Origin of the sequence: Rhodococcus sp. Chr-9 (assembly GCF_000801125.1) — a bacterium.
Taxonomy (GTDB): Bacteria; Actinomycetota; Actinomycetes; order Mycobacteriales; family Mycobacteriaceae; genus Rhodococcus; species Rhodococcus pyridinivorans.
Genome location: NZ_JTIZ01000014.1, coordinates 1 through 25,415, shown reverse-complemented (window position 1 = coordinate 25,415; position 25,415 = coordinate 1). Strand labels below are relative to the sequence as shown.

Sequence of the window (25,415 nt, the reverse complement as noted above, 5' to 3'; positions counted from 1 at the left end):
AACGGGGTCGATCGACACCCGCCCCTACCAAGTGCGAAGAGCCGCAAATGATGCGTCAGAGGGGTGTCGGCGTGGGCCATCCAGAAGTCGTAGACCAGCACGTCGCCGTCGACCTCGAAACGCCGCCGGACCTCGTGCACGGGCTTGGCGTCGGGTGAGCGCTCCAGGGTGAGGGTGGTGAAGTCCAGCACGCCGCCCTCCGGCCGGGCCCGCTGGATCTCGACGAACCCGGTGGGCTGCGAGACGAGCAGTTCGACGTCGTCGCCGCTGCGGCGCAGGTAGCCGTTCTCGGTGTGCAACGGGCGTCCCTCCGTGCGGTGCCGCGTACGGCTGACGTACATCAGGAAGGGCTTTCCGGGAATGGTGGCGAACTCGATCGTCTCGTCGTACGCGAAGTCGTCGATGGTGCGGTAGTGGCCGTCGCCACCTCCGGTCCAGCGCCCGGCGAACGGTGCCAGGCACCCGAGCGGGTCGTCGGCCATGAAATCTCCCTCGTGTTCTCGGTGTGTTCTTCGCAATCGTTGCCGCCGTACTCGACGCGCCTGACCCGGATGCCGCCGTCCTGCGCGATACCGTGAGCATATGAGTCATCGCTGGGGTGTCGAGTCCGAAGTCGGTGAACTCCGCGCCGTGATGCTGCACCGGCCCGGTGCCGAACTCGAACGCCTCACGCCCCGCAACAACGACCAGCTGCTCTTCGACGCCCTGCCGTGGGTGGCGCGCGCCCAGGAGGAACACGACGCCTTCGTCGAGCTGCTGCGCAGCCGCGGGGTGGAGGTGTTCCTGCTGGCCGACCTGCTCACCGAGACACTCGAGGCCAGTGGCGCCGCGCGGGTGCAAAGCGTGTCGTCGGCCGTCGACGCACAGCGTCTCGGTTATGCCCTCGCGGAGGAGTTGACGGGCCATCTGCGTGCCCTGCCCGCTGCCGAGCTCGCCCGGATCCTCATCGCGGGCATGACCTTCGACGAACTGCCCGCGGTGGGCAACGGCGCTGCCCCGTCCCTCGTGCGGCTGATGCACCACGGTTCCGATTTCGCGATCGCACCGCTGCCGAACCTGCTCTTCACGCGCGATTCGTCCTTCTGGATCGGCTCGCGCGTGGCGATCCCCAATCTTGCGCTGCCCGCGCGCCGGCGCGAGACCAGCCTCACCGACCTCATCTACGCCTTTCACCCGCAATTCCTCCACGTGCGACGCGCGTACGAATCGCACACCGCGCCCGTCGAGGGTGGCGACGTGTTGCTCCTCGCGCCCGGCGTCGTCGCCGTGGGGGTGGGGGAGAGGACGAGTCCGGCCGGTGCGGAAGCGTTGGCGCGCAGTGTCTTCGACGACGAGCTCGCGCACACCGTGTTGGCGGTCCCGATCGAGCAGCGCCGGGCGTCGATGCACCTCGACACCGTGTGCACGATGGTCGACGTCGACGCGGTGGTGATGTACCCGGCGATCCGGGACAGCCTCCAGGCGTTCGCCATCCACCGCGAGAACGGCGCGGTGCAGATCTCGGGGCCGCGCCCCTTCCTCGAGGCCGCCGCCGACGCGATGGGGATCGAGAAACTGCGTGTCATCGACACCGGTCTGGATTCCGTTGTCGCCGAGCGTGAGCAGTGGGACGACGGGAACAACACGCTGGCCGTGGCGCCCGGCGTCGTCGTCGCCTACGAACGCAATGTCGAGACGAACACCCGCCTCGAGGATTCGGGGATCGAGGTACTGCGGATCGCCGGGTCGGAACTCGGTTCCGGCCGCGGCGGTCCACGATGCATGTCGTGCCCGCTCTCGCGGGCGGTCCTGTAACTCCTCGTCAGAGGATCTCGCGCACCTTGTCGACCGGACGCGCGAGCACGGTGCCCTTGTCGGTGACGACCAGCGGACGCTCGATGAGGATCGGATTCGCGACCATCGCATCGAGCAGTTCGTCCTCGGACGCTTCGGCCAGGTTCAGCTCCTTGTAGAGCGATTCCTTCTTCCGGATCGCTCGACTCGGTGTGAGACCTGCCGCATCGAGCAGCGCCTGCAGTTCGTCTCGGGAGGGCGGAGTCTCGAGATATTTGATGACCGTGGGTTCGAGTCCGTTCTCCTTCAGCAACGCCAGAGTGTTGCGTGACGTGCTGCAGCGCGGGTTGTGATAGATCGTCGCCGTGGTTGCCATGGCCCGATTCTGCCCCGGCGCAATCCGTAACCCGCTGCCACCCGCCGCCGTGTTGCCCGATTCGTCCCTGTTGAAGCCGGTGGGCAGCGTTACTACGATCTCCGCGCACTGAAGTTTTTCGAATTCTCACCAGAAAAGGTACGGAGCACGATGCTCAAAGGTTTCAAGGATTTCCTGCTGCGCGGAAACGTCGTCGAACTCGCCGTCGCAGTGGTCGTCGGCGCGGCGTTCACGTCCATCGTCACGGCGTTCACCGATCACATCGTGAACCCGCTGGTCGCTGCTGTGGGTGGCGACAATGAGATGGGCTTCGGCTTCCGCCTGCTCTCGTCGAACGACGCGACCTTCGTCAACCTGGGCGCCGTCATCTCCGCGGCGATCAACTTCTTGATCATCGCGGCCGTCGTCTACTTCGTGCTCATCGTGCCGGTCAACGCGGCCAAGGCCCGCTTCGCGCCGGAGAAGGAGCCCGAGGACGAGCCGCTGAGCGAGACCGATCTGCTCATCCAGATCCGCGACCTGCTCGAGACCGGGAGTTACAACCACGCCCCTGCCGAGGTGCCCTCGGCCGAAGCACCCGTCAAGGTCACCGAGCGCTGATAACCTGCGAGAATGCTCGACCTCGCCATCGATCCAGACTCGCCTGTCCCGCCGTTCGAGCAACTGCGGCGACGCATCGTCGACCTGGTCCACGATGGTGAGCTGATCGCTGGTACCAAGCTGCCCACCGTCCGGGGCCTCGCCGACACCCTCGGCATCGCTCCGAACACGGTCGCGAAGACCTACCGGGAACTCGAGAAGGTGGGTGTGCTCGAGGCCCGGGGGCGGGCGGGGACGTTCGTCGCCGACACGGGCGATCCCACCCGCACGCGGGCCCAGCGATCCACCAACGAGTACGTAACCGAGGTGAGGGCACTCGGGATGTCCGACGAGGAGATCCTCGAGTTCGTCTCGGCCGCCCTGCGCGCGGGTTGACCTGTCGATCTTCGGGTTCGTGCAGAGAATGCACGGCGCGTCCGGAATGTGATGATTTTCTCGGGTTCGACGATTCCGCTCCGCAAGCGCCCGAAACTTGCAAGGTTTGTTCGCATGAATGTCCCTGGTGATCGGCCCGGGTCCGAGGAGATCGACGAGGTCTCGGGCGCCCGTGCTTCTGAAGTAGCCGCGTCCGCGGCGCATCCGCCGCAGACCGACAAAGTGGTCTTCGGAGTCGCTGCCGCGCTGGTCGCGGCGATCGTGGTGTGGGGCCTGGCCGCCACCGACAATTTCGGGACCGTTACCGGGAACATCCTCGACTGGATCGTCGTCGAGTTCGGTTGGTTGTTCGTGCTCACGGCGAGCGGATTCGTGTTCTTCGCGCTCTGGCTGGCGGTGAGCCGATACGGCCGCATTCCGCTCGGCAAGGACGACGAGAAGCCGGAGTTCCGCACCGTCAGCTGGATCTCGATGATGTTCGCCGCCGGCATGGGCATCGGCTTGATGTTCTTCGGTGTCGCCGAACCGCTCTCGCACTTCGTCGAGCCGCCACCGGGCAGCACCGGCGGCACCGGCGTCGCGATGGCGACCTCGATGTTCCACTGGAGCCTGCATCCCTGGGCGATCTACGCCGTGGTGGGTCTGGCCATCGCCTACGGCACCTTCCGCAGGGGTCGCAAGCAGCTCATCAGCTCGGCGTTCATCCCGCTGCTGGGACGCCGGGCCGAAGGTCCGCTCGGCAAGGTCATCGACATCCTCGCCCTGTTCGCGACCCTGTTCGGCACCGCGGCGTCGCTCGGCCTGGGCGCGCTGCAGATCGGCTCGGGCTTCGAGGTCACCGGCTGGCTCGAGACGGCCGGGGTGATGCTGCTCGTCGCGATCGTCGCACTGCTCACGCTCGCGTTCATCGCCTCCGCGGTCACGGGTGTCGCCAAGGGCATCCAATATCTGTCGAACATCAACATGGTGCTCGCCGCGATCCTGGCGATCTTCGTGTTCGTGCTCGGACCCACCGTCTTCATCCTCAACCTCGTGCCCACCACCCTCGGTGCCTACGCCGCGGAGTTCGCCCGCATGTCGGCGCGCACGGCCGCCTCCAACGAGGCCGCAGGTGAGTGGCTGTCGAGCTGGACGATCTTCTACTGGGCGTGGTGGGTCTCGTGGGCGCCCTTCGTCGGCATGTTCCTCGCCCGCATCAGCCGCGGCCGCACCATCCGCGAGTTCATCGTCGGTGTCATCCTCGTCCCGAGCCTCGTCAGCCTCATCTGGTTCTCGGTGTTCGGCGGCGCCGGTATCGGACAGCAGCTGGACGGCCTGGACATCGCGGGTGCCGACAGCGTCGAAGGACAGCTGTTCGGGGTGCTCGGCAACCTCCCGCTCACCGGCATCGCCACGGTCGTCGCGATGCTCCTCATCGCCATCTTCTTCATCTCCGGAGCGGACTCCGCGTCGATGGTGATGGGCAGCCTCAGTCAACGCGGCACCCTCGCGCCGAATCGCGGCGTCGTGGTCTTCTGGGGCGGACTCACCGGCGGTGTCGCGGCCCTGCTGCTGTGGAGCGGCGGCGAGGAAGCCCTCAACGCCCTGCAGACGATGACGATCATCGCGGCAGCTCCCTTCCTCCTCGTGATGATCGGTCTGTGCGTGTCGCTGTACCGGGATCTGCAGCGCGACCCCCTGATCACGGGCGGGCGCAGGAAACGGACACTGCGCAAGGTCGAATGACCGAGCGGTCCCACATCGAGGACGTCGAGTTCCTGCTCGACGTCCTCGATGCGCGTCCGGGCACGTCCGTCCTCGCGATCGACGCCGGGCCCGCCTCCGCCGTGGTCGCCGAGAACGTCGGTCCCCACGGCCGCGTGCGCGTGGCACCCTCGGTGGCCCGCGCCCACGAGTTCGCGCAGCGGGAGAAGTTCGACCGCATCTACGCACTCGACATCCCCGACCTCCGCGAGGACACCGCCGCCGCGGCCGCCCTCGCGCCGCTGCTGACCGACGACGGACAACTGTGGGTGATCGACGGGGCAGGACCGGGGGAGGACACCGGAACCGTCTCGATGACCGTGAGTACCGTTCTCGCACGGGCAGGATTCGCGATCGTCGACATCCTCGAATGCGGATCGCGAGTCGCGGTGTGGGCGGCGGCCGGACGACGGCATCACGGGGTGACACACGACGCCGCGTGCCTGCGGTGAGTTGTCGCCCACCCCGAGTACGGTGTCGCCTGCCCGGCAGTTGCTCTTCGAGAGGAGTGCGCGTGACCGACACCGACCGATTCGACGAGGCCCTCGACCGCGATTGGTCCCGTTACGCCTCGCAACTGGCCCGGCGCATCTCCGAACTCGCCGGACCCGACGCCTTCGAACTGCACGCCGAGACCGCCTCGGGGCCCGCGGCCTGCGTGCGGGTGCTCGCGAGCGCCGGGGGACACGCCACGATCGAGGTCACCGGATCCGAGCCGGTCACCAGGCCCGTGTCCGAGGCCCACACGCTCGCCCGGCACATCGTGTCGGTGCTGCGCGGTCGCGGGAAGGTGCCGCATCCGGCCTTCTTGCAGGCACACCCGCCCTCAGCCCTCGGCGACCTCCGCGAACGCGTGAGCGATGCGCTCGCGCACGCCCTCGGCCGCCCTGTGCCGGTCGACGCCGACGGCGACTTCGTCGTCGTCCTCGACTCCCATGTGGTCTTCGTCGTGATCGACGACGACGGCAGCATCCGGCTGTGGGCACCGCTGCTGCACGCGATCCCCGAGGACGACACCCCGGGAGCCACGCCCACCGGCGGTCGCACCCACGCGCTCGCCGAGCTCACCGAACTGAACCGGACGTGGCCGCACATCAAGGTGGTGCTCGTCGAGGACCGGCTTGTCGCCACCGTCGACCTGCTCGGCGATCCGTTCGTGCCCCGCCACCTGTCCGAGCTGCTCCAACGACTCAAGGGCTTCCTCACGGTCGTCGACGAGCGATTCGAGCGCCGCTTCGACGGCATCCGCTACGGCTCCGACAGGGACCGCGACGTCGAGCTGGCCGAGGGCAGCGTGCTCGACGAACCCAACTGAGCTCTCCTCGGGACGAGCGACTGCGCTCCGCTCAGCGCCAGCTGGGGAGCCACAGCTGGTCGTTCCAGTGCTCCGGGGTGATCGGCAGCGCCGTGAGAATCGGCCACAACCACACGAAGTTCGCGATGACGAGCCCGACATACAGGCACACCACGAGCAGCCCGGTCGTCCGTCGTTCCGTCGAGGCGTGCGGCGACCCGAGGATGTCGCCGAGCACCAGCGCGACACCCATCACCAGGAACGGCGCCATCGGCACCGCGTAGAAGTAGTACATCTGCCGGTCGAGGCTCGCGAACCACGGGAGGATCCCCGCGCCGTATCCGGTGAGCACCGCGGCCCACCGCCAGTCGCGGCGGACGAGCAGCTGCCACAGTCCCCATCCGAGCACCGGCACCGACACCCACCACAGCGCCGGCGTTCCGATCAGCATCACGGCCTTGACGCACTGCTCGGCGTCGCATCCGCTGATCCGCTCGCCGTCGGCGAAGTAGTACAGCATCGGACGCAGGCCCATCGGCCACGTCCACGGCTTCGACTCCCAGGGATGCTGGTTGCCGGCCGAGTTCGTCAGGCCGGAGTGGAACTCCAGGACGCTCGCGCTGTAGTACCAGAGTGACCGCAGCGCGTCGGGCACGAACGAGAACATCCCGTCGTGGCCGATCCGCGAGCCGACCGCGTGACGGTAGACGCCGGTCTCGCTCGCGAACCACGCCCAGTAGGTCGACAGGTACACCCCGAGCGGGACGAGCACGAGGGCATACAGCGCCGGACCGATGTCGCGCAGCGCCGTCCCCACCCAGGGGCGCTGCACCCGGTACGCGCGGCGCGCCGCGAGGTCGAAGGCCACGGACATCAGGCCGAAGAACGCGATGAAGTACAGACCCGACCACTTGGTGCCGACCGCCAGGCCGAGCAGAATGCCCGCGCCGAAGCGCCACCAGCGCACACCGAAGCGCGGACCCCACACACTGTCGAGGACACGGCCCTCGGCGTGCACCTTCGCCATGCGGGAACGCACATCGTCGCGATCGACGATCAGGCATCCGAAGGCCGCGACGACGAAGACCGCCTGGAAGATGTCGAGCATGCCGAGGCGGGACGACACGAAGGTCACCCCGTCGACGACGAGCAGCAGACCGGCGATCGCGCCGAGCATCGTCGAGCGGGTCAGCCGCCGCACGATCCGCACGACCAGCAGGACGAGCACGACGCCGGCCGCAGCGGCCGAGAAACGCCAACCCCACGCGGTGTATCCGAACAGTGCCTCGCCGAGCGCGATCATCTGTTTGCCGACGGGCGGATGCACGACGAGCCCGTAGCCGGGATTGTCCTCGATCCAGCCGCCGGTGAGCACCTGCCAGCCCTGCGGTGCGTAGTGCTTCTCGTCGAACACCGGCGTCTTCGCATCGGTGGGGTAGTTGAGCATCGTGAACCGCGTGATCGCGGCGAGCGCCGTGACGAAGGCGGTGACGATCCAGCCCCGCGCCCGATCTCCCGGAAGGGGCTCGGGTCCGGGCACCAACGGGCCTGGACCGATGAGGCGACGATCCTGCGCTGCCGACGGACCACGGCCGGGGGCCTGTGAAGGGCTGCGGTCCGTCACGGTCACGTTCCGATCGTAGGCTGAGCCGTATGCAGGCAGCCAAACCGGTCCACGGCGCGAATCCGGGAGAGGGCCGGCTCGTGCTGGCCGCCACTCCGATGGGAGATATCGGTGACGCCTCGGCGCGTCTCCGCGACGCTCTCGGCACCGCCGACGTCATCGCCGCCGAGGACACCCGGCGCACCAAGGCACTCGCCGCGGCGCTCGGCGTCACCATCACCGGGCGGGTCGTGAGCTTCTACGATCAGGTCGAGGTGTCGCGACTGCCGGGCCTGGTCACCGACATCGAGGAGGGCCGCACCGTCCTGCTCGTCACCGACGCGGGCATGCCCTCGGTGAGCGATCCCGGCTATCGGCTCGTCGCGGCGTGCGTCGAGGCCGGTCTGCCGGTGACCTGCCTGCCCGGTCCGTCCGCCGTGACCACCGCCCTCGCCCTGTCGGGCCTGCCGGTCGAGCGGTTCTGCTTCGACGGGTTCCCACCCCGCAAGCCGGGCCAGCGACGCGCGTATTTCGGCACGCTCGTCCAGGAGCCTCGCGCCGTGGTGTTCTTCGAGGCACCGCACCGGCTCGCGGCCTGTCTGGCCGACGCCGTCGACGTGCTCGGCGGTGACCGTCGCGCCGCCGTCTGCCGCGAACTCACCAAGACCTACGAGGAAGTGCGCCGCGGCACGCTCGCCGAACTCGCCGAGTGGGCCGTCGAGGGCGCGCGCGGTGAGATCACCGTGGTGCTCGAAGGGGCGGTTGCCGTGGCCACCGACCCCGTCGACCTCGTCGACGAGGTGGAACGGAAGGTCGAGGACGGGATGCGGCTGAAGGACGCCTGCGCCGTCGTCGCCGAAGCGGCGTCGACGTCGTCCGGTGCGACGGTCTCGAAGCGCGAACTGTACGACGCGGTGCTGGAAGCGCGTCGCGACTGACGCGGTGCTGGAAGCGCGTCGCGACTGACGCGGCCTGCCGACCACCGATCGAGAAGAACGCATATCGGACGCGCCGCGGGGTCCGGGGACATTGCGTGCCACGGAAGCCTAGACTCTGCCGGGTCCCGAGCGCAGACGTCACCGGCACCGGCCGGTCGGACGCTGTCGGGGGCTTCGGACGATCAGGAGGACGCGGATGGATTCGGTGAACGATTTCCTCGTCGAGGTGGGCGGGGTGGTGTGGGGGCCGTACCTGCTCATCCCGCTGCTGTTGGGCACGGGCCTCGTGCTCACGATTCGGCTGAAGGGCATCCAGTTCCGCAAGCTGTGGCCCGCACTGCGGCTGGGTCTGATCACCCGCCACGACGAAGGCGCCACCGAAGGCGACATCTCTCAGTACCAGGCACTGACCACCGCGCTCGCCGCGACGGTGGGCGTGGGCAACATCGCCGGTGTCGGCACCGCGATCTACTTCGGCGGGCCCGGCGCGCTGTTCTGGATGTGGGTCACCGGCCTGGTCGGCATGGCCAGCAAGTACTCCGAGGCGTTCCTCGGCGTGAAGTACCGCACGACCGACGCCAAGGGTGAGCAGAGCGGTGGTCCGCAGTACTACCTCGCCCGCGCCATCCCCAACAAGGCCGGTCTCGTCCTGAGTCTGCTGTTCGCGGTGTTCGCCGTGCTCGCCAGCTTCGGCATCGGCAACATGACCCAGGCCAACACCGTCGCCACCCAGCTCGACGGCACCTTCGGTGTGCCGACCTGGCTCAGTGGCATCGTGATGACCGTGCTCGCCGCGGCAGTCCTGCTCGGCGGCATCAAGTCCATCGGCAGGGTCACCGCCGGCTTCGTGCCCGCGATGATCCTCCTCTACGTCGGCGCCGGCATCATCGTCCTCGCGGTCAACTTCACGCAGATCCCCGATGCCTTCGCGCTCATCTTCACCGACGCCTTCACCGGCACGGCGGCCACCGGTGGCTTCATCGGATCGGTCTTCATGATCGCTCTGCGTTACGGCGTGGCGCGCGGCATCTTCTCGAACGAGTCGGGCATGGGCAGCGCGGCGATCGCCGCCGCGGCCGCCCAGACCACCCACCCGGTGCGTCAGGGCCTGGTGTCGATGACCCAGACGTTCATCGACACGATCATCGTCGTCACCTTCACCGGTCTGGTCATCGTCACGACCGGAGCCTGGGAGTCCGGCGAGCAGGGCGCCGCGATGACATCGGCCGGCTTCGCCGACGGCCTCGGTGGGGACTGGGGTCACTGGATCGTTGCCATCTCGGTCGTCTTCTTCGCCTTCTCGACGATCCTCGGCTGGTCGTACTACGGCGAGCGGTGCGTCGAGCGTCTCGTCGGTCGCCGCGGCGTGGTGCCCTACCGCGCGATCTTCGTGATCGTGGTGTTCATCGGTGCCACCACCCAGCTCGAGGTGGTCTGGAACTTCTCGGACGTGATGAACGGCCTCATGGCCCTGCCGAACCTGATCGGTCTGCTGGTGCTGTCGGGACTGATCGCGCGGGAGACGAAGGCCTACCTGGATCGCGATCCGTATCTATTGAACAGCCCCGTCGCGACGGACGATCCCGACGTCGTGAAGTAGGCCGGGGATACGCGAAAAGCCCCGCGTGATGCGGGGCCGAACGTATGTGGAGCATGCCTCCACGCCGACCCGGAACTACCCCTCGTCAGTCCCTATCGGCGTGGAGGCCCCCGCCCCACACTGCAAGGCCGAACCTTGCGTGGTCACCACTCTTCCCCGTCTTTGATGGGGACGAAGAATACCGACCGGCGCGGAACCGGTATCATCCCTGCTCAGACGTGGTGAGGAATTTTTCCGCAGCGGATGTTTGCAGGCGGGGAACGGGAGCACGAAGGGCGCGGAACGGATGTCAGAGACCGGCGGAAAGCCTGGTTCGGCGCAGCGTCAGTTCTTCGCCGACCAGTTGCGCATGCTGTTCGCCGCAGCCGGTCGTCCCGCCCTCAAGAAGGTCGTCTCGGATGCCGCGACCGTCGCCCGGGCGGTGGGCAGCGACCGGACCGTCTCCGTACAGCGGGTCAGCGACTGGCGCAGCGGCAACCGGATGCCGGCCAACTTCGAGTCGGTGCATCCGGTGCTCGTGGTCCTCATCCGCGCGGCGCGGGAGCTCAACGCCGAACCGCCGGCCCCCGGTCTGTACTCCCTGAAGCAGTGGGAGAACTGGTGGAAGGCCGCGCGCGGCCAGGCGAACGCTCCGCGCACCAAGGAATCGGCATCGGTATCGGTGCCGCCCGGGATCCGCCCTTACAAGGGACTCGCCTCCTACCGTCAGAACGACGCCCGGTTGTTCTTCGGGCGCGCCCAGAGTGTGCGGACCCTCGCCGACGTGGTGACGGCCTCCCACGGGCAGGGCCCGGTCGTGGTGACCGGTGCCTCCGGCGTCGGCAAGTCCTCGCTCGTACAGGCCGGTCTCATTCCCCAGCTGTGTTCCGCGCCGGACTGCCACCCGGTGGTCCTCACCCCCGGCACCGACCCGGTGGCACGACTCGTCGACGCGCTCCCCGAACTGACCGACGTCGGCGACCCCGCCGACCACACCGCCGTCCACGCGTCCCTGCGTGCCGCGGCCTCCCGTACGTCGTCGTCCTTGCTGCTGATCGTGGTCGACCAGATCGAGGAACTGTTCACCCAGTGCAGCGACGTCGCTCTGCGCACCGAGTTCCTCACCCTGATCGAGACGGCGTCGACCGGTTCGGACGGCGACGCGCCCGCACTCGTCGTCGCGACGATGAGGTCGGACTTCTACGACCAGGCAGTGGCCACTCCCGTGCTCGCCCGGGCCCTCGAACGGCGGACCAAGACCGTCCAGCCCCTCGACCGCGACGATCTCGTCGAGGTCATCACCGCGCCCGCCAAACTCGTGGGTGTCCGCCTCGAACCAGGTCTCGTCGACCTCATCCTCCACGACCTCACCGGACTGGCCGACGGTGAGATCAGCGGCACCGAGCTTCCCCTGCTGTCCCACCTGCTCGACTCCCTGTGGGACAAGCGCAGCGGGGGCACGCTCACCGTCGCCGCCTACCGCGCGACCGGCGGGGTCCGCGGATCCGTCGCCGCCGGCGCCGAACGAGCGTGGGAGAGTCTCGCCGACGATTCCGACCGTGCCCGTGCCCGCTCGATGCTCGTCCACCTGGTGTACGTCACCACGACCGGCACGGACGTCAAGATCGCGCGGTCGCTGAACGAACTGCTCGCGGTCGGCGGGGAGGATCGCGACGCGTCGAAGCGCGTCCTCGACCATTTCGTGTCGGCACGTGTGCTCGTCGTCGACGCCGACTATGTCGAACTCATCCACGATGCGGTGATCGACGCGTGGCCCCGACTCAAGTCCTGGATCCAGCAGGACCGCGCCGGTGCCGCCCTGCGACAGCAGATCGAGGCCGACGCGTCGACCTGGCTCGGCTCCGGACGCAACCGCGAGCTGCTCTACCAGCGCGGACGCATGGACGTCGTGTCCGAGCAGAATCCGCACCTCGCCATGGCGGGCACTCCCGAGGGCCGGCGCGGGCCGGTCGCGCTCAGCCCCACCGCGGTGGCCTTCCTCGACGCCTCCCGCCGGCAGATCGCCCGCGAGACCCGGACCCGGCGGGTCGGCATCACCGCGATGGCGCTGTCCACGATCATCGCGTTCGTCATGACCGGACTGGCCTGGGACGCGAAGAGCCGGGCCGAGACGGCACGGAGCACCGCGCAGTTCCAGCAGATCGTCGCGCTGTCCGACTCCCTGCGGGACAAGGACTCCACGATCTCGGCGAACCTGGCGCTCGTCGCGGCCGAACTCCAGCCCGACAGCCCGGTCGCGTACTCGAGGCTCATCGCCAGCCAGGCCGTGCCCCTCGCCTACACACTGAGCGGACACACCGGGCCGGTCTACGGCGTCGTCGTCTCCCCCGACGGGGCCACCCTCGCGTCGGCGAGCGATGACGGCACCGTCCGCCTGTGGGCACTCGACGGCGACGAACCGTCCGCCGTGGGCGAGCCGTTGCGGTTGTCGTCGAAGTACATGGCGTCCGTCTCGTTCAGCCCCGACGGCCGTTTCCTCGCGATCGGGGCAGGTGACGGCGGTGTGTGGATCTACGACGCGTCCGATCGTGCCGCGCCGCGCGTGGTGCTCGACCGGCAGGTCTACGCCGACGGCGCCGTGCACAACGTGCGGTACTCACCCAACGGGCGGGTGCTCGCCGTGCCCTACGACGACGGGCACGTCGCACTCGTCGACACCTCGGATCCCGGATCGGGCCGGTTCCCCGTCACCTTGGTCGACGAGCACGACGGTGGTGTGCGGACGGTGGCCTTCCGTCCCGGTGGGCAGGTCCTCGCCACGTCGAGCGACGACCGCACCGTCCGGCTATGGGACGTGAGCACGCCCTCGCGGCCGGTGCCGCTCGGTGAGCCGCTCACCGGTTTCGGCGACGTGGCCCATTCGGTGAGCTTCAACGGCGACGGCACGATCCTCGCGGCGAGCAGCGACGACGGTGTGCTGCACCTGTTCGACACCACCGATCCGAGCGCGGCCCGCCCGCTGGGGGTGCCGACGAACGCCCACACCGGCGGTGTCTGGAACATCGCCTTCCTCCCCGACGGACGCACACTGGCGAGCGCGTCCTGGGACGGCACCGCGAAACTGTGGGACGTCGACCCGTCGACACGAACCCTCGACGAGATCGGCCCGCCGCTGACCGGGCACGGAGGCGGTGTCCCGACGCTCGCGGTGAGCCCGACCGGGACCACCGTCGTCACCGGCGGACAGGATTCCAACGTCCGGGTGTGGACGATGCCGCAGACCCGGATGGCGGTCGCCGACGGAGCGCTGACCAGGCCGGCGATCGATCGTGCCGGAGCCCTCGTCGCGACCGGCAGCTACGGACCGGATGTCACGCTCTGGCGGGTCGATCAGGGCGGCGACTGGAACCGCGCCGGTGGGATCGCGTTGCCGCGCCCGCTCGGCGGTGCGTACGTGTGCGCGCTCTCGCCCGCGGGCACGATCCTGGCCACGGCACCGACCTCCGGCGGCAGCGTGCAATTGTGGGACGTGCGCGATCCGGCAACACCGAAGCCGTTCGGCGATCCGGTGCCGCTCGACACGAGGTTCACCTCCGCCCTGGCGTTCGGACCCGACGGCACGACCCTCGTGACCGGCGCCGACGACTCCACGGTGCAGTTGTGGGACATCGCGGATCCCGCCGAACCGGTGCCGTGGGGCCAGCCGCTGACGGGACCGAAGAATCTCGTGCGCAGTGCTGCCATCAGCCCCGACGGCCGAAGTCTCGTGGTCACGAGCGCCGACAGCGAGATCTACGCCTGGAACGTGACCGATCCGCGCTCCCCGACACGGGTGAACGTCTCGGACGGGCACGCAACCGGCGTGAACACCGTGGCCTTCGGCGGGTCGAGCGACGTGCTGGTGACCGGCGGGGACGACCACGACGTGGTGGTCTGGGACCGCACCGAGTCCGGTGACTTCGTCGCCCGCGAGACCCGGTTGAGCGGCCACACCGGCACGGTCTACTCCGTCTCCATCACCCTCGACGGCACCCGCGCGGTCAGCGGCAGCGACGACGGCACTGTCCGTCTGTGGGACGTCGCCGACCCGGGCGGCATGCACGAGATCGGTGGCCCGGTCACCGACATGGGAACGGGACGATGGCAGGTGACCTTCGCGCCCGACAGCACCATCGTCGCCGCCGGTGGCGACGGTCTGCTCCGCACATGGGGGCTCGACGCCGATGCCGTCGTAGCCCGCATCTGCCGTTCCACCTCGGTGCGACTCGAGGAGGTCCTCGACCGTTACGAGTTGCCGTCGCTTCCCGACGAGGTGTGCTGAACGGCTGCCCGCGCGTCGCCGAGCGCGAGGATGCTGGCGGCCTTGTCGAGGCATTCCTGCCATTCCGCGTCGGGATCGGAGTCGATGGTGATGCCGCCTCCCACACCGAGCGCGCACACGCCGTTGCCGCTGTCGTCGTGCCCGAACTCGACGGTGCGGATCGCGACGTTCAGTTCGGTGCCGGCGATCGGACTCGACATGCCGACGGTGCCGCAGTAGACACCTCGCGCGGAACCCTCCCACCTGGTGAGCAGCGTCCGGGCGCGGAGTTTCGGGCAGCCCGTCACCGATGCGGGCGGGAACGCCGCGTCGAGCACATCGGCGACCGTCACACCCGGTCGCCGCTCCGCCGCGACGGTGGACACCAGATGCCACACGCCGGGTGCGGGACGCACGGTCAGAAGATCCTCGACCCGCACCGAACCGGTCTCGGCGACGCGGCCGAGATCGTTGCGGACGAGATCGACGATCATCACGTTCTCGGCGACGTCCTTGACCGATGCCCGTAGCCCGGCGGGGTCGGCGGAGAGGGGGAGGGTGCCCTTGATCGGACTCGACCGCAGCGTGTCGCCGTGGAGGGAGACGAACAGTTCGGGCGAGAGCGACGCGACCGCACCCCACGATCCCTGCAGGTAGGCGGCGCGCGGAGGGTCAGTCCGGGAGATCCCGTCGGCGAAGAACGCCAGCGGATCGCCGTCCCATCTGCCCGTGAACCGCGTGCACACGCACGCCTGGTACACCTCGCCGGCGCGGATCGCGTCGAGACAGTGTTCGACGCCGCGGCGGTGCTCGTCGCGAGGCGGTGGTGTCCAGTCGATGTGCCAGTCCGTGGCGTTCGTCGACTCTGTGGCGTTCGTCGGCGGGGCGGCGGTCGACGGTGAATCGAGGACTGCCGCGGCGAGATCGTCGGAGCAGGGTGCGGTACCGAGGGTCTCGTACCACCAGCACCCGTCGGCGTCGAGACGCAGGACAGTGTCGGTCCACCCGCTCGCGGCGAGGGGTAGCGCGGGTCGGTCCGGGATGCGATCCGGGTAGGCGAGATAACCGATGCGCCCGCCTCCGATGAGCGGCCGGTCGTCACTGCGCTGGAAGCGCTGATCGGCACCGCCGGGCCCGGGAGCGTCCGCGGGGAGGGAGAAGACCTCTGCCGGTGGGACGGATTCGACGGACACGGACGGGACGAGCACGGCCGCCGCCCCGAACCATTCACCCGACAGTGCCGCCGGGGCGGGGATCGCGAGGATCCTGGCGCGTTCTGCGAGTGCACCGAGCACGCGATCGACGGTGCCGCCGCGGCCGAGTCGTTCCATCCGCATGGCGTCAGCTTGTCATGTCTGGTCGGAAGCATCGGGACGAGCCCGGAGATGCGTGAGCTTGTCGGGATTGCGGACCACGTAGACGCCGGTGATCAGGTGGTCGTCGATCTCGAGGTGCAGCACCATGTCGAGGACACCTGCCGAGTAGACGAGGAAACCGGGCATCGAGTTCACCACGGCCGGCTCGATGGTCATGTCGGGCAGCGGATGCCGGACCAGTCCGAGGAACAGGCCGGCGACCTTCGCGGAGCCGAAGATCGGAACTCGGGCCGCAGTGACCTTGCCGCCACCGTCGGCGAGGTACCGCACGTCGGGAGCCAGCAGCGACAGCAGTCCGTCGAGGTCGCCGGTGGTGGCCGCGGTGAGGAACGCCGCGACCACCCGGTCGGTCTCGTCGCCCGCGGGAGTGAAGCGTCGCTGCCGGGCATGGACGTGCTCGCGGGCGCGGTGCGCGATCTGCCGGACGGCACTCTCGGTACGGTCGACCGTCTCGGCGATGCGCCCGTACTCGAAACCGAACACCTCGCGCATCACGAAAACCGCGCGTTCGACGGGCGTCAATGTCTCGAGCACCAACAGCATCGCGGTCGACACCGACTCGGCGAGTTCGACCTCGGCGGCTGCGTCGGGGGCGGTGAGCATCGGCTCGGGCAACCACGGCCCGACGTAGTCCTCCCGGCGGCGTTGCGCCGAGCGCAGCGAGTTCAGCGCCTGACGCGTCACGATCTGCGCCGCGTAGGCCCGCGGATTGTCGACGCTGCCGGTGTCGGTGCGGGCCCAGCGGATGTAACTCTCCTGCAGGACGTCCTCGCTGTCGGCGACACTGCCGGTGATCTCGTAGGCGATCGAGAACAGCAGTCCCCGATGCTCGGTGAAGACGTCGTCGCCGGTCATATGTGAGCCTTCTCGCGTGCGGCGGTGTCCGGTCCGCGTCGGGACGGCAGGGCACGTCCGCGCGCCTGGAGTTGCATGGTGTGGATGGTCCCACGAACGACGGCTTCCTTCACCGGTGCTGCGAGCCGACCGCGCAGGGCCCACCTCGACGGGGTGTCGTCGCGTGCCGACAACTGCACGACGCCGCGATCGCGGCCGAGAGAGATGCAGGTCGTGACGAAACCGAGCGAGAGCGGTTCCGGCTCGCGTCCCTGCAACAACTGCCACACCGTGTCGGCGCCGTGGATGCCGAGCGGCATCGCCGCCTGGCAGCTCATGCGCAGGTGGTCGTTGCCGTCCACCACCACTGCGTCGCCCACGCCGACGACCGGCATGCCGTCGCCCACGCCGACGATCGGCGAGCCGTCGACCGCCTGCAGGGTGTCGCGCACCCGGAGACGACCGTCGTCGTCGACCGGCAGGCCGCTGCGACGGGCCAGGTCGGGCACGGAGAAACCGGCCGTGCGGACCATGAGGGTCGCGGGGATCTCGGAGCCGTCGTCGAGGACGACCGAGCCGTCGTCGATGTGGGCGACCCGCGTTCCCGACCGGACCTGAACGCCCAGTTCGTCGAGCCGGTGGCGGATGTAACGCTGCGTGTTCACAGGAAGGGCCGCTCCCGGATCGCCGACGAGGACGAGGGTGTGCCGCGGATGCGACTGTGCGAGTTCGGTGACGGTCTCGAGACCGGTGAGCCCGCCACCGATCACGACGACGGAGGCGTGATCGTCCGCCTCGATGAGCGCGTCGCGCAGGGCAGTGGCGGAGTCGAGGTCGGCGACGGAGAACGCCTTCTCCGCACCGGGGATCGCGCCGGAGCCCGTGGTGCTGCCGACGGCGTAGACCACCGCGTCGCATGGCAGGACCGTGCCGTCGGCGAGGGACACCGCGTAGGGCTCGATCCGTACGGCCGTGCCGACGTGCAGCGTCACCCGCGGGTGCAGGAGATCGGACAGTTCGTGTGTGGCGGTTCCGGATCCGGCCGCCACCTGGTGGAGCCGGACGCGTTCGACGAAGACCGGTCGCGGGTTCACGACGGTGACCGCCACCTCGGGGTGTTCGGCGAGCAAGCGGTTCGCAGCCATCACTCCGGCGTAGCCCGCCCCTACGACCACCACATGGAATTGCGTCGTCATCGCTCTGTTCCCTTCGCTTGTCGGAAGTGGTGTCACCGATAGGACACCGCTCGTGGCAGGGATGTGACACGGCGCCACCGCGAATTCCTGTGACGCCCGTCTCCTGCTGTCGACCTCGTCGGTGATCGATCCGGTCAGCGACCGACCGTGCGGAATTCCGTTGTCAGCGAGGCGGTCTCGGCCGCATCCCGACCGGCGTGGAAGCCGTCGGCGTCGACCCCGCGGCTACGCGAGTCGCGGGTGACGGGGAACAACCGCCGGAACTCGGTGTCGACGGCGTCGGAGCGTCTGGCGAGGATGGGTGCGAGTTTCGTGATGGGCATCTGCGCGTCGGCGGCGGCGTGGGCGGTGGCCCGGACGTCCGCCTCGCGGAGACGTTCGCCGATCCGGTGCGCGTAGCCGGTGAGGAAGGCGCGGCGGAAGGAGGTCGCGGACGATCCGCGCCGCCCCGCCGTTCCGGCCGCCTGCACGGCCCGTCCGGCCTGCACGAGCAGCGAGGTGTACAGCATCTCGGCCTGCTGCAGGTCGGTGGCGGTACCGACGATCGTCGCGATCTGCACCCGGGTGAACCACACCGTGCGCACGCGGTTCGCGTCGCCGATGGCGGTGAGGAGCAGGACCTTCTCGCGGATGTACGGGCTGTCGAGGTGGATGCGCCGGCCGACGACCGGGTCTGTGCCGGAGTCGGGTCCGGCCAGCAGCGCCGCACCCACGGCGTGACGCGAGACGAGTTCCTGCGCCTTCGCGGTGAGCGCTTCGGCCTCGTCGGGGAAGTCGGTGGACTCGGCCTTCGACAGCAGTGCCCGGATGCGTTCGAGGATCCGGGTGTCGGGCGGGGCGGGCGCAGACGGGTCGCCGGACCGGACGGACGGCCATCGCGACGGCGGGGGTGTGAGGATCGCGAAGGACGGCAGGTACTTCCAGGTGAAGGCGAGCCCTTCGATCTCGAAGCGGGTGACGTCGGGGAACGCGCGGAACAGACCGTCGGCCAGGGTCGGGGCTCCGGCGGCGTGGGCCGGACGCGGGTGCCGGCGGGTGATCTCGTCGAGCTGCCGTACCCACTCGACGGGGGCGCGTTCGGCCGCGCGCCGGATCTGCGCGTCGAACAGCATCGTGGCCGCCGTCAGTGCGACATCGGAGGGACCACCCGAGCGGGCCGTCACGTGGAGCACGTCGGCGGGCTGCCATCCCCGCTCGTAGGCACCGCCCAGCTCGGCGAGCAGGGAGTGCTCGTTCAGGCCATCGGATCGAACATGTGTTCTATCGCTGCGCATGCGCCGCAGTGTTGCGCACGGCACCGACAGGTTTGCGCGGCGACGGAGAACACGCAGGTGAAGCTCTCCGTCGCCGGATCGGACGCTCAGTCCTCGTCGACGTAGCGCGGGAACACCGGTGCCGGGGCGGGCAGGGTCGTGCCCGGAGCCAGGCGGGTCGCGACGGCGTCGAACTGCCGTGCCTCGGGTGTCTGACCGAGGAGATCGAGGATGTTCGCGGCGGCATCGGGCATCACCGGCTGGACGAGCAGACCCACGATCCGAACGACCTCGAGCGTGACGTACAGGACCGTCGCCATCCGCTCGGGATCGGTCTTGCGCAGCACCCACGGCTGCTGCGCCGAGAAGTAACGGTTGGTCTCGCCGAGGACGTGCCAGATCGCTTCGAGACCGAGGTGCAGGGCCTGCGCGTCGAACTCGGCGCGCACCTTCGCGAGCAGCGCGTCGGCCTGGGCGAGCATCGCCTCGTCGTCGGCGGTGAACTCGCCCGGCGTGGGCACGGTGCCCTCGAGATTCTTCGCGACCATCGTCAGGGAGCGCTGCGCGAGGTTGCCGAGGTCGTTGGCGAGATCGGCGTTGATGCGGGTGACGATCGCCTCGTGGCTGTAGCTGCCGTCCTGGCCGTAGGAGATCTCGCGGAGCAGGAAGAAGCGCAGCTGGTCGAGGCCGTACCGGTCGACCATCTCGAGCGGGTCGACGACGTTGCCGACCGACTTCGACATCTTCTCGCCCTTGTTGAACAGGAAGCCGTGGACGAAGACCCGCTTCGGCAGTTCGAGCCCCGCCGACATGAGGAAGGCCGGCCAGTAGACGGTGTGGAACCGCGTGATGTCCTTGCCGATGATGTGCAGGTCGGCGGGCCAGTAGCGGCGGTAGGACTCCGATTCGGTGTCGGGGAAGCCGGCGCCGGTGAGGTAGTTGGTCAGCGCGTCGACCCACACGTACATGACGTGATCGGGGTGATCGGGGACCGGCACACCCCAGTCGAAGGTGGTGCGGGAGATCGACAGGTCCTTCAGGCCGCCGGAGACGAAGCTGACGATCTCGTTGCGGCGGGTGGCCGGGGCGATGAAGTCGGGCTGCTTCTCGTAGAGCTCGAGCAGCTTGTCCTGATAAGCCGACAGCCGGAAGAAGTAGGTGGACTCCTCGGTCCACTCCACGGGGGTGCCGGTGTCGGTGGAGATCCGCGAGCCGTCTTCGAGCAGGGTGGTCTCGCCGTCGGTGTAGAACGCCTCGTCGCGGACCGAGTACCACCCCGCGTAGGTGTCGAGGTAGATGTCGCCCGAGTCGACCATGCGCTGCCAGATCGCCTTGCTCGCCTCGAGGTGATCGGCGTCCGTGGTGCGGATGAACCGGTCGTACGAGATGTTCAGCCGCTTGTCCATGGCCTCGAACACGTCCGAGTTGCGGGACGCGAGTTCGGTGACCGGGATGCCTTCCTTCGCGGCGGTCTGCTGCATCTTCAGGCCGTGCTCGTCGGTGCCGGTCAGGAAGCGCACGTCGAAGCCGTCGAGTCGCTTGAACCGCGCGATCGCGTCGGTCGAGATGTACTCGTAGGCGTGCCCGATGTGCGGGGCGCCGTTCGGGTACGCGATCGCGGTCGTGACGTAGAACGGCGGGCGGGTGGGATCGCCGGCAGCCGGGCGGGAGGAATCAGGCGCAGTCATGGTGGCCAGTAGTTTATAGGGCGTGAGCGCAGCCCGTCCCGCCCCCGAAGCCCCGCAGCCGTTGAGTCCCCTCGTCGACGCCCACACGCACCTCGACGCGTGCGGTGCCGAGGACGCCGCGACGACCTCCGCGATCGTCGATCGTGCCGCCGCGGTGGGGGTCGGACGCATCGTCACCGTCGCCGACGATCTCGAGGCGGCGCGTTTCGCCGTGCGGGCTGCGCACTGGGACGACCGCGTCCACGCGGCCGTCGCCATCCATCCCACCCGCGCGAACAGTCTCGACGACGCTACCCGCGCCGAGATCGAGAAACTCGCCGCCGACCCGCGCTGCGTCGCGGTGGGGGAGACCGGCCTCGACCTCTACTGGCCCGGCAAGCTCGACGGGTGCGCCGAACCGGCCGAGCAGGAGGAGGGCTTCCGCTGGCACATCGACCTCGCGAAGCGACTCGGCAAGCCGCTGATGATCCACAACCGCGAGGCCGACGCCGACCTGCTGAGTGTCCTGCACGACGAGGGCGCACCCGAGAAGGTGATCTTCCACTGCTTCTCGTCGGATGCCGACATGGCCCGCCGCTGCGTCGACGCCGGATACCTGCTGAGCTTCTCGGGCACCGTGAGTTTCAAGAACGCGAAGGCCCTGCGTGAAGCGGCGCCGCTCGTGCCCCGCGAGCTGGTGCTGGTGGAGACCGACGCGCCGTTCCTGACCCCGCATCCCTTCCGGGGCGCGCCGAACGAGTCGTACTGCCTGCCGTACACCGTGCGCGCGCTCGCCGAGGTGCGGGGCGAGGACGCCGAGGAACTGGCGGCGGCCACCACCGCGAACGCCGAGCGGGTGTACGGACTTTCGTAAAGGGCACGCGCGTCCCCACTCCCGTCGTGAGAATACGGGCATGCGCTCCTTCGTCTACAACTCTCATCCGGTACGTGTGATCTTCGGCCCCGGTACCGCCTCGCGGGTCGCGGACGAAGTACGTCGACTCGATCGTTCCCGCGTTTTGCTGCTCGCCGGCGAGCACGTGCGGCACCAGGCGGAACTGGTCGAGAAGTATCTCGGCGATCTGCAGGTCGCGCGTTTCGACGGCGCGGTGATGCACACGCCGGTCGAGGTGACCGAACGGGTCCTCGGCCGGGTCACCGAGCACGACGTCGATGCGGTCGTCGCGGTGGGTGGCGGCTCGACCACAGGACTGGCCAAGGCACTGGCACTCCGCACGGGGATCGATCAGGTGATCCTGCCGACGACCTACGCCGGGTCGGAGGTGACGCCCGTTCTCGGTGAGACCGCCGACGGGGTGAAGACCACGCGTTCGTCGCCCGACATCCTTCCCGAGACCGTGATCTACGACGTCGAGTTCACCACCTCGATGCCCATTCCGTTGGCGGTGACCAGCGCGATCAACGCGATGGCCCACGCGGTCGAGGCCCTCTACTCCGAACAGGCCAATCCGATCGTCGACGCCCTCGCGCTCGAGGCCGTGGCCGCGATCGCCCGGGGTATCCCGGCGCTCGGTGCGGATTCGGCCGATCCCGAGGGGCGTTCGGATCTGCTGCTCGCGGCGTGGCTCTCCGGAACCTGTCTCGCCTCGGCAGGAATGGGGCTGCACCACAAGCTCTGTCACGTGCTGGGCGGCTCGTTCGACCTGCCGCATGCCGCCACGCACACCGTCGTGCTGCCCCACGCGCTCGCCTACAACGAACCGTCGGTACCGCACGTCATGGTGCGGGTCGCGCAGGCGCTCGGCACGGATTCGGCGTCCGCGGGCGTCTACGACCTCGTGGCGGCGGCCGGTGGGCCGACGAGTCTCGAGGAACTGGGGTTCCGGGAGTCCGATCTGGACGAGGCGGCACGACTGGCGACGGCGAAGCCGTATCCGAATCCCCGGGAGGTCACGGAGGTGGGCGTGCGACGGTTGCTGGGGGAGGCGTTCGCCGGTACCCGTCCGGAACCGGCGCAGAAGTCTGGTTGAAGCTACAACCAAGGGTTGCTACCTTAGTTGTCGCTTCAACTAAGTGGGGCTCTCCGGCCTCCTACCCGAAAGGCTCGACATGAAGACCCCTCTCGTCCGCGACCTCGGCATCCTCGTGGCCCGACTCGTACTCGGCGTCATCTTCCTCGCGCACGGACTGCAGAAGTTCAATTCGTGGGGATACGAAGGCACCAAGGCCGGCTTCGAAGGAATGGGCGTGCCCGCCCCGGCCGTCTCGGCGTTCGTCGCCACCTGGATCGAGATCCTCGGCGGTCTCGCGCTCATCCTCGGTGTGCTCGTCCCCGTCTTCGGCGTCCTGCTGTTCCTGCTCATGCTCGGCGCGTTCTTCATCGTGCACGTGGAGAACGGAATCTACGTCGGCGACGGTGGTTTCGAGCTCGTGGCCGCGCTCGGCGCAGGGGCCCTCCTACTCGCCGCGGTCGGTGCGGGAGCGTTCAGCGTCGACCGATTCCTCGCGCGGAAGGTTCCGCTCCTGCGCACGGCCTGACCTGCGGTTCCGCGGCGCTGTGGACGATTTCCCCCGATCGTCGTCAGCGCCTCTTCCGTCCGATGACGCGCGCTCAACGCATATGTCTTGTTATTCTCCTGTACGACATACGCGTTCACGGATCTCTCCGACAGGACCGATATGACCGTGCAGCAGGCTGTTCCGCGTCGCGACACCACGTGGAATGTCAATCGACGGACCTTCCTCGTGGGCGCGGGTGCGCTCCTCGCTGCCGGCCTCGTGGGCGCCGGATCATCTGCGGCACAGCCTCGGACACCGCAGCGTCCCAACATCCTCATCATCATGACCGACCAGGAGCGCCAGCCGATGCACTGGCCGGCCGACTGGGCGCGCAACAACCTGCCCAACCGGCAGCGTCTGGCCGACACCGGGCTGACCTTCACGCGGTCGTTCTGCAACGCCGCGATGTGCTCGCCCAGTCGCAGCACGTTCTTCACCGGCCTCTATCCCGCCCAGCACGGGGTGGTGAGCACCCTCACCGAGGGTGGCACGCTCTCGCCCACCGAACCCGTGCTGCCGGTGGACGGCCAGAACATGGCGAAGATGCTGCTCTCCGCCGGATACGACGTCCACTACCGCGGCAAATGGCACATGAGCAAGGGCGCCGACGGCGGCGACCCGTCGCCCGACGACATCGCGCGGTACGGCTTCGCGGGGTGGGAGCCCCCGGAGGCGGGGCAGGACACAGCACCCGAGAACTTCGGGGGTGGCTGCGCCGACCGCGACGGCAAGATCGCCTCCGACGCCGCCGAATTCCTGCGGTCGCGCAGCGCCTCCGACGACAGGCCGTTCGCGCTCATCGTGTCGTTCGCCAATCCCCACGACATCCTCTCGTACCCGAAGACTTGGGATCAGGTCGACGGCGACTGCAACAACTACGGGGCCTTCGCACCCGAGGCCTTCGAGCAGGGAATCGACCTGCCGCCCACCATCGACGAGGACCTGCTCCGCAACTTCAAGCCCACCGCCCAGGCCGAACTGCTCCTGCTGCTCGCAGGTGCGCTCGGTCCGCTCGTCGGTCCCGAAGCGGCACGGCAGTACGTCAACCTGTACGCCTACATGCACAAGGTCGTCGACCAGCACATCGGGACGGTTCTCGATGCGCTGGAATCGGTTTCGGGCATGCGCGAACGCACCGTCGTCTTCCGGGTGGCCGACCACGGTGAGATGGGGCTCTCCCACGGCGGACTCCGCCAGAAGGCCTTCAACGCCTACGAGGAGACGCTCAATGTCCCTCTCGTGGTGAGCAATCCGGTGATGTTCCCGAGGCCGGTCTCCACCGACGCGCTCGCGTCGCTGATCGACGTCATGCCCACCCTCGCGACGATGGCCGCCGTGCCCGACCGTTCGGCGTGGACGTTCAAGGGCGTCGACCTCACGCCCGTCATCGAGGGCGCGTCGTCCGGTGGCACGCCGCCACAGGTGCAGGACACCGTCCTGTTCACCTTCGACGACGAGAACGCCGCCGCGGCCAACGGGCAGACGACGGTGAAGCAGCCCAACCACATTCGTGCCGTCCGGCAGGACAGGTGGAAGTACGCGATGTACTTCGATCCGTCGGGACGCGCGCTGCCGCAGTTCGAGCTCTACGACCTGCACGACGATCCGCTCGAGACGCGCAACCGCGCGAACCCGCTCGATCTCGCGAACTTCGACCCGGTGCAGGTCGCGGCCATGCACGCCGTCCTGATGGACGTGATGGCCCGCACGGGCACCACCCCGGCTGTGACGATTCCGCAGTTCCCCGTACCGAGCGGATCCGCCGATCTCCCGATTCCCAGCGGGTCGGCCGGACGCTGACGAAGCCGATCACCGGCAACCGCGACCATCGGTAGGCGGTCCCGGAAACCGCTGCGCCCGCGAAGCCGGCCGCTCCGTCCGAGCCTGTGGGCATCGGCACCTCGAACGCCCCCGCATGGGGCAGGGCACAGCTGCGCGCGCTCCTCGGCTACCTCACGGAATCCATGTCCTTGCCGCCCGAATCGGGCTCTTCGCAGTTAGCAGTGGTACTGGTGCCGGCTGGGTGC

General features: G+C 68.8%; 21 protein-coding genes. 13 read left to right on the top strand and 8 right to left on the bottom strand.

Annotated elements, in window-relative coordinates; all coding sequences use genetic code 11:
* Nucleotides 1-482: FABP family protein (locus tag QR64_RS01785; protein WP_084222258.1), on the bottom strand; the 482-nt coding region annotated here is incomplete at its 3' end.
* A 100-nt stretch (nt 483-582) separates the two neighbouring features.
* Here QR64_RS01785 and arcA point away from each other — a divergent pair.
* Nucleotides 583-1,794, top strand: a complete 1,212-nt coding sequence (gene arcA / locus QR64_RS01780; RefSeq protein WP_006553799.1) for an arginine deiminase — start codon at nt 583-585, stop codon at nt 1,792-1,794.
* Nucleotides 1,795-1,801: 7 nt separating this feature from the next.
* On the opposite strand, the gene arsC is transcribed toward arcA, so the two are convergent.
* Nucleotides 1,802-2,149 (bottom strand): arsenate reductase (glutaredoxin), encoded by a 348-nt coding sequence (arsC, locus tag QR64_RS01775; protein WP_006553800.1) that lies wholly within the window; start codon nt 2,147-2,149, stop codon nt 1,802-1,804.
* 150 nt (nt 2,150-2,299) lie between these two features.
* Here arsC and mscL point away from each other — a divergent pair, with 150 nt between their 5' ends.
* The 5 genes from mscL to QR64_RS01750 all read left to right on the top strand — a co-directional run bounded on the left by mscL (nt 2,300) and on the right by QR64_RS01750 (nt 6,182).
* Nucleotides 2,300-2,749, top strand: a complete 450-nt coding sequence (mscL, locus tag QR64_RS01770) for a large conductance mechanosensitive channel protein MscL (protein WP_006553801.1) — start codon at nt 2,300-2,302, stop codon at nt 2,747-2,749.
* A gap of 12 nt (nt 2,750-2,761) precedes the next feature.
* Complete coding sequence (locus QR64_RS01765) at nt 2,762-3,124, top strand: GntR family transcriptional regulator (protein ID WP_039583790.1); 363 nt, start codon at nt 2,762-2,764, stop codon at nt 3,122-3,124.
* A gap of 114 nt (nt 3,125-3,238) precedes the next feature.
* Nucleotides 3,239-4,849 carry a BCCT family transporter gene (locus tag QR64_RS01760; RefSeq protein WP_006553803.1) on the top strand — a complete coding sequence of 537 codons (1,611 nt, stop codon included), beginning with the start codon at nt 3,239-3,241 and terminating at the stop codon, nt 4,847-4,849.
* The gene (locus QR64_RS01755; protein ID WP_039583788.1) at nt 4,846-5,319 is read left to right on the top strand and encodes a hypothetical protein; all 474 of its coding nucleotides are present in this window, start codon (nt 4,846-4,848) and stop codon (nt 5,317-5,319) included. Before QR64_RS01760 ends, QR64_RS01755 begins: the two co-directional genes overlap by 4 nt.
* A gap of 62 nt (nt 5,320-5,381) precedes the next feature.
* On the top strand, nt 5,382-6,182 hold the full coding sequence (locus QR64_RS01750; protein ID WP_039583793.1) for a T3SS (YopN, CesT) and YbjN peptide-binding chaperone 1: 801 nt from the start codon (nt 5,382-5,384) through the stop codon (nt 6,180-6,182).
* A gap of 31 nt (nt 6,183-6,213) precedes the next feature.
* Here the strand turns inward: QR64_RS01750 and QR64_RS01745 are convergent, their stop codons facing one another.
* Nucleotides 6,214-7,791, bottom strand: coding sequence for a dolichyl-phosphate-mannose--protein mannosyltransferase (locus QR64_RS01745; protein WP_039583787.1), 1,578 nt, complete (start codon nt 7,789-7,791; stop codon nt 6,214-6,216).
* A 23-nt stretch (nt 7,792-7,814) separates the two neighbouring features.
* Here QR64_RS01745 and rsmI point away from each other — a divergent pair, with 23 nt between their 5' ends.
* The 3 genes from rsmI to QR64_RS01730 all read left to right on the top strand — a co-directional run bounded on the left by rsmI (nt 7,815) and on the right by QR64_RS01730 (nt 14,563).
* Nucleotides 7,815-8,702 carry a 16S rRNA (cytidine(1402)-2'-O)-methyltransferase gene (rsmI, locus tag QR64_RS01740; RefSeq protein WP_051424886.1) on the top strand — a complete coding sequence of 296 codons (888 nt, stop codon included), beginning with the start codon at nt 7,815-7,817 and terminating at the stop codon, nt 8,700-8,702.
* Between the two features lie 196 nt (nt 8,703-8,898).
* Nucleotides 8,899-10,302, top strand: coding sequence for an alanine/glycine:cation symporter family protein (locus QR64_RS01735; RefSeq protein ID WP_006553808.1), 1,404 nt, complete (start codon nt 8,899-8,901; stop codon nt 10,300-10,302).
* A gap of 286 nt (nt 10,303-10,588) precedes the next feature.
* Nucleotides 10,589-14,563, top strand: coding sequence for a hypothetical protein (locus QR64_RS01730; RefSeq protein WP_039583786.1), 3,975 nt, complete (start codon nt 10,589-10,591; stop codon nt 14,561-14,563).
* On the opposite strand, the gene QR64_RS01725 is transcribed toward QR64_RS01730, so the two are convergent.
* The 5 genes from QR64_RS01725 to metG form a co-directional block, all read right to left on the bottom strand.
* Complete coding sequence (locus QR64_RS01725) at nt 14,527-15,879, bottom strand: aminodeoxychorismate synthase component I (protein WP_039583785.1); 1,353 nt, start codon at nt 15,877-15,879, stop codon at nt 14,527-14,529. The two genes, QR64_RS01730 and QR64_RS01725, sit on opposite strands and share 37 nt — an antisense overlap.
* A 12-nt stretch (nt 15,880-15,891) precedes the next feature.
* On the bottom strand, nt 15,892-16,773 hold the full coding sequence (locus tag QR64_RS01720) for an RNA polymerase sigma-70 factor (protein WP_039583783.1): 882 nt from the start codon (nt 16,771-16,773) through the stop codon (nt 15,892-15,894).
* The gene (locus tag QR64_RS01715; protein ID WP_039583781.1) at nt 16,770-17,948 is read right to left on the bottom strand and encodes an NAD(P)/FAD-dependent oxidoreductase; all 1,179 of its coding nucleotides are present in this window, start codon (nt 17,946-17,948) and stop codon (nt 16,770-16,772) included. Before QR64_RS01715 ends, QR64_RS01720 begins: the two co-directional genes overlap by 4 nt.
* A 134-nt stretch (nt 17,949-18,082) precedes the next feature.
* Nucleotides 18,083-19,222, bottom strand: a complete 1,140-nt coding sequence (locus QR64_RS01710; RefSeq protein WP_051121661.1) for a DUF2786 domain-containing protein — start codon at nt 19,220-19,222, stop codon at nt 18,083-18,085.
* 86 nt (nt 19,223-19,308) lie between these two features.
* Complete coding sequence (metG, locus tag QR64_RS01705; RefSeq protein WP_006553813.1) at nt 19,309-20,889, bottom strand: methionine--tRNA ligase; 1,581 nt, start codon at nt 20,887-20,889, stop codon at nt 19,309-19,311.
* A gap of 22 nt (nt 20,890-20,911) precedes the next feature.
* On the opposite strand from metG, the gene QR64_RS01700 reads away from it, so the two are divergent.
* The 4 genes from QR64_RS01700 to QR64_RS01685 all read left to right on the top strand — a co-directional run bounded on the left by QR64_RS01700 (nt 20,912) and on the right by QR64_RS01685 (nt 25,188).
* Nucleotides 20,912-21,742 carry a TatD family hydrolase gene (locus QR64_RS01700; protein ID WP_039583779.1) on the top strand — a complete coding sequence of 277 codons (831 nt, stop codon included), beginning with the start codon at nt 20,912-20,914 and terminating at the stop codon, nt 21,740-21,742.
* Nucleotides 21,743-21,782: 40 nt separating this feature from the next.
* Nucleotides 21,783-22,859, top strand: coding sequence for a maleylacetate reductase (locus QR64_RS01695; protein WP_019288775.1), 1,077 nt, complete (start codon nt 21,783-21,785; stop codon nt 22,857-22,859).
* A 79-nt stretch (nt 22,860-22,938) separates the two neighbouring features.
* On the top strand, nt 22,939-23,367 hold the full coding sequence (locus QR64_RS01690; protein WP_019288774.1) for a DoxX family protein: 429 nt from the start codon (nt 22,939-22,941) through the stop codon (nt 23,365-23,367).
* A 141-nt stretch (nt 23,368-23,508) separates the two neighbouring features.
* Nucleotides 23,509-25,188 carry a sulfatase-like hydrolase/transferase gene (locus QR64_RS01685; protein WP_033098246.1) on the top strand — a complete coding sequence of 560 codons (1,680 nt, stop codon included), beginning with the start codon at nt 23,509-23,511 and terminating at the stop codon, nt 25,186-25,188.
* The last annotated feature ends 227 nt before the right edge of the window (nt 25,189-25,415 follow it).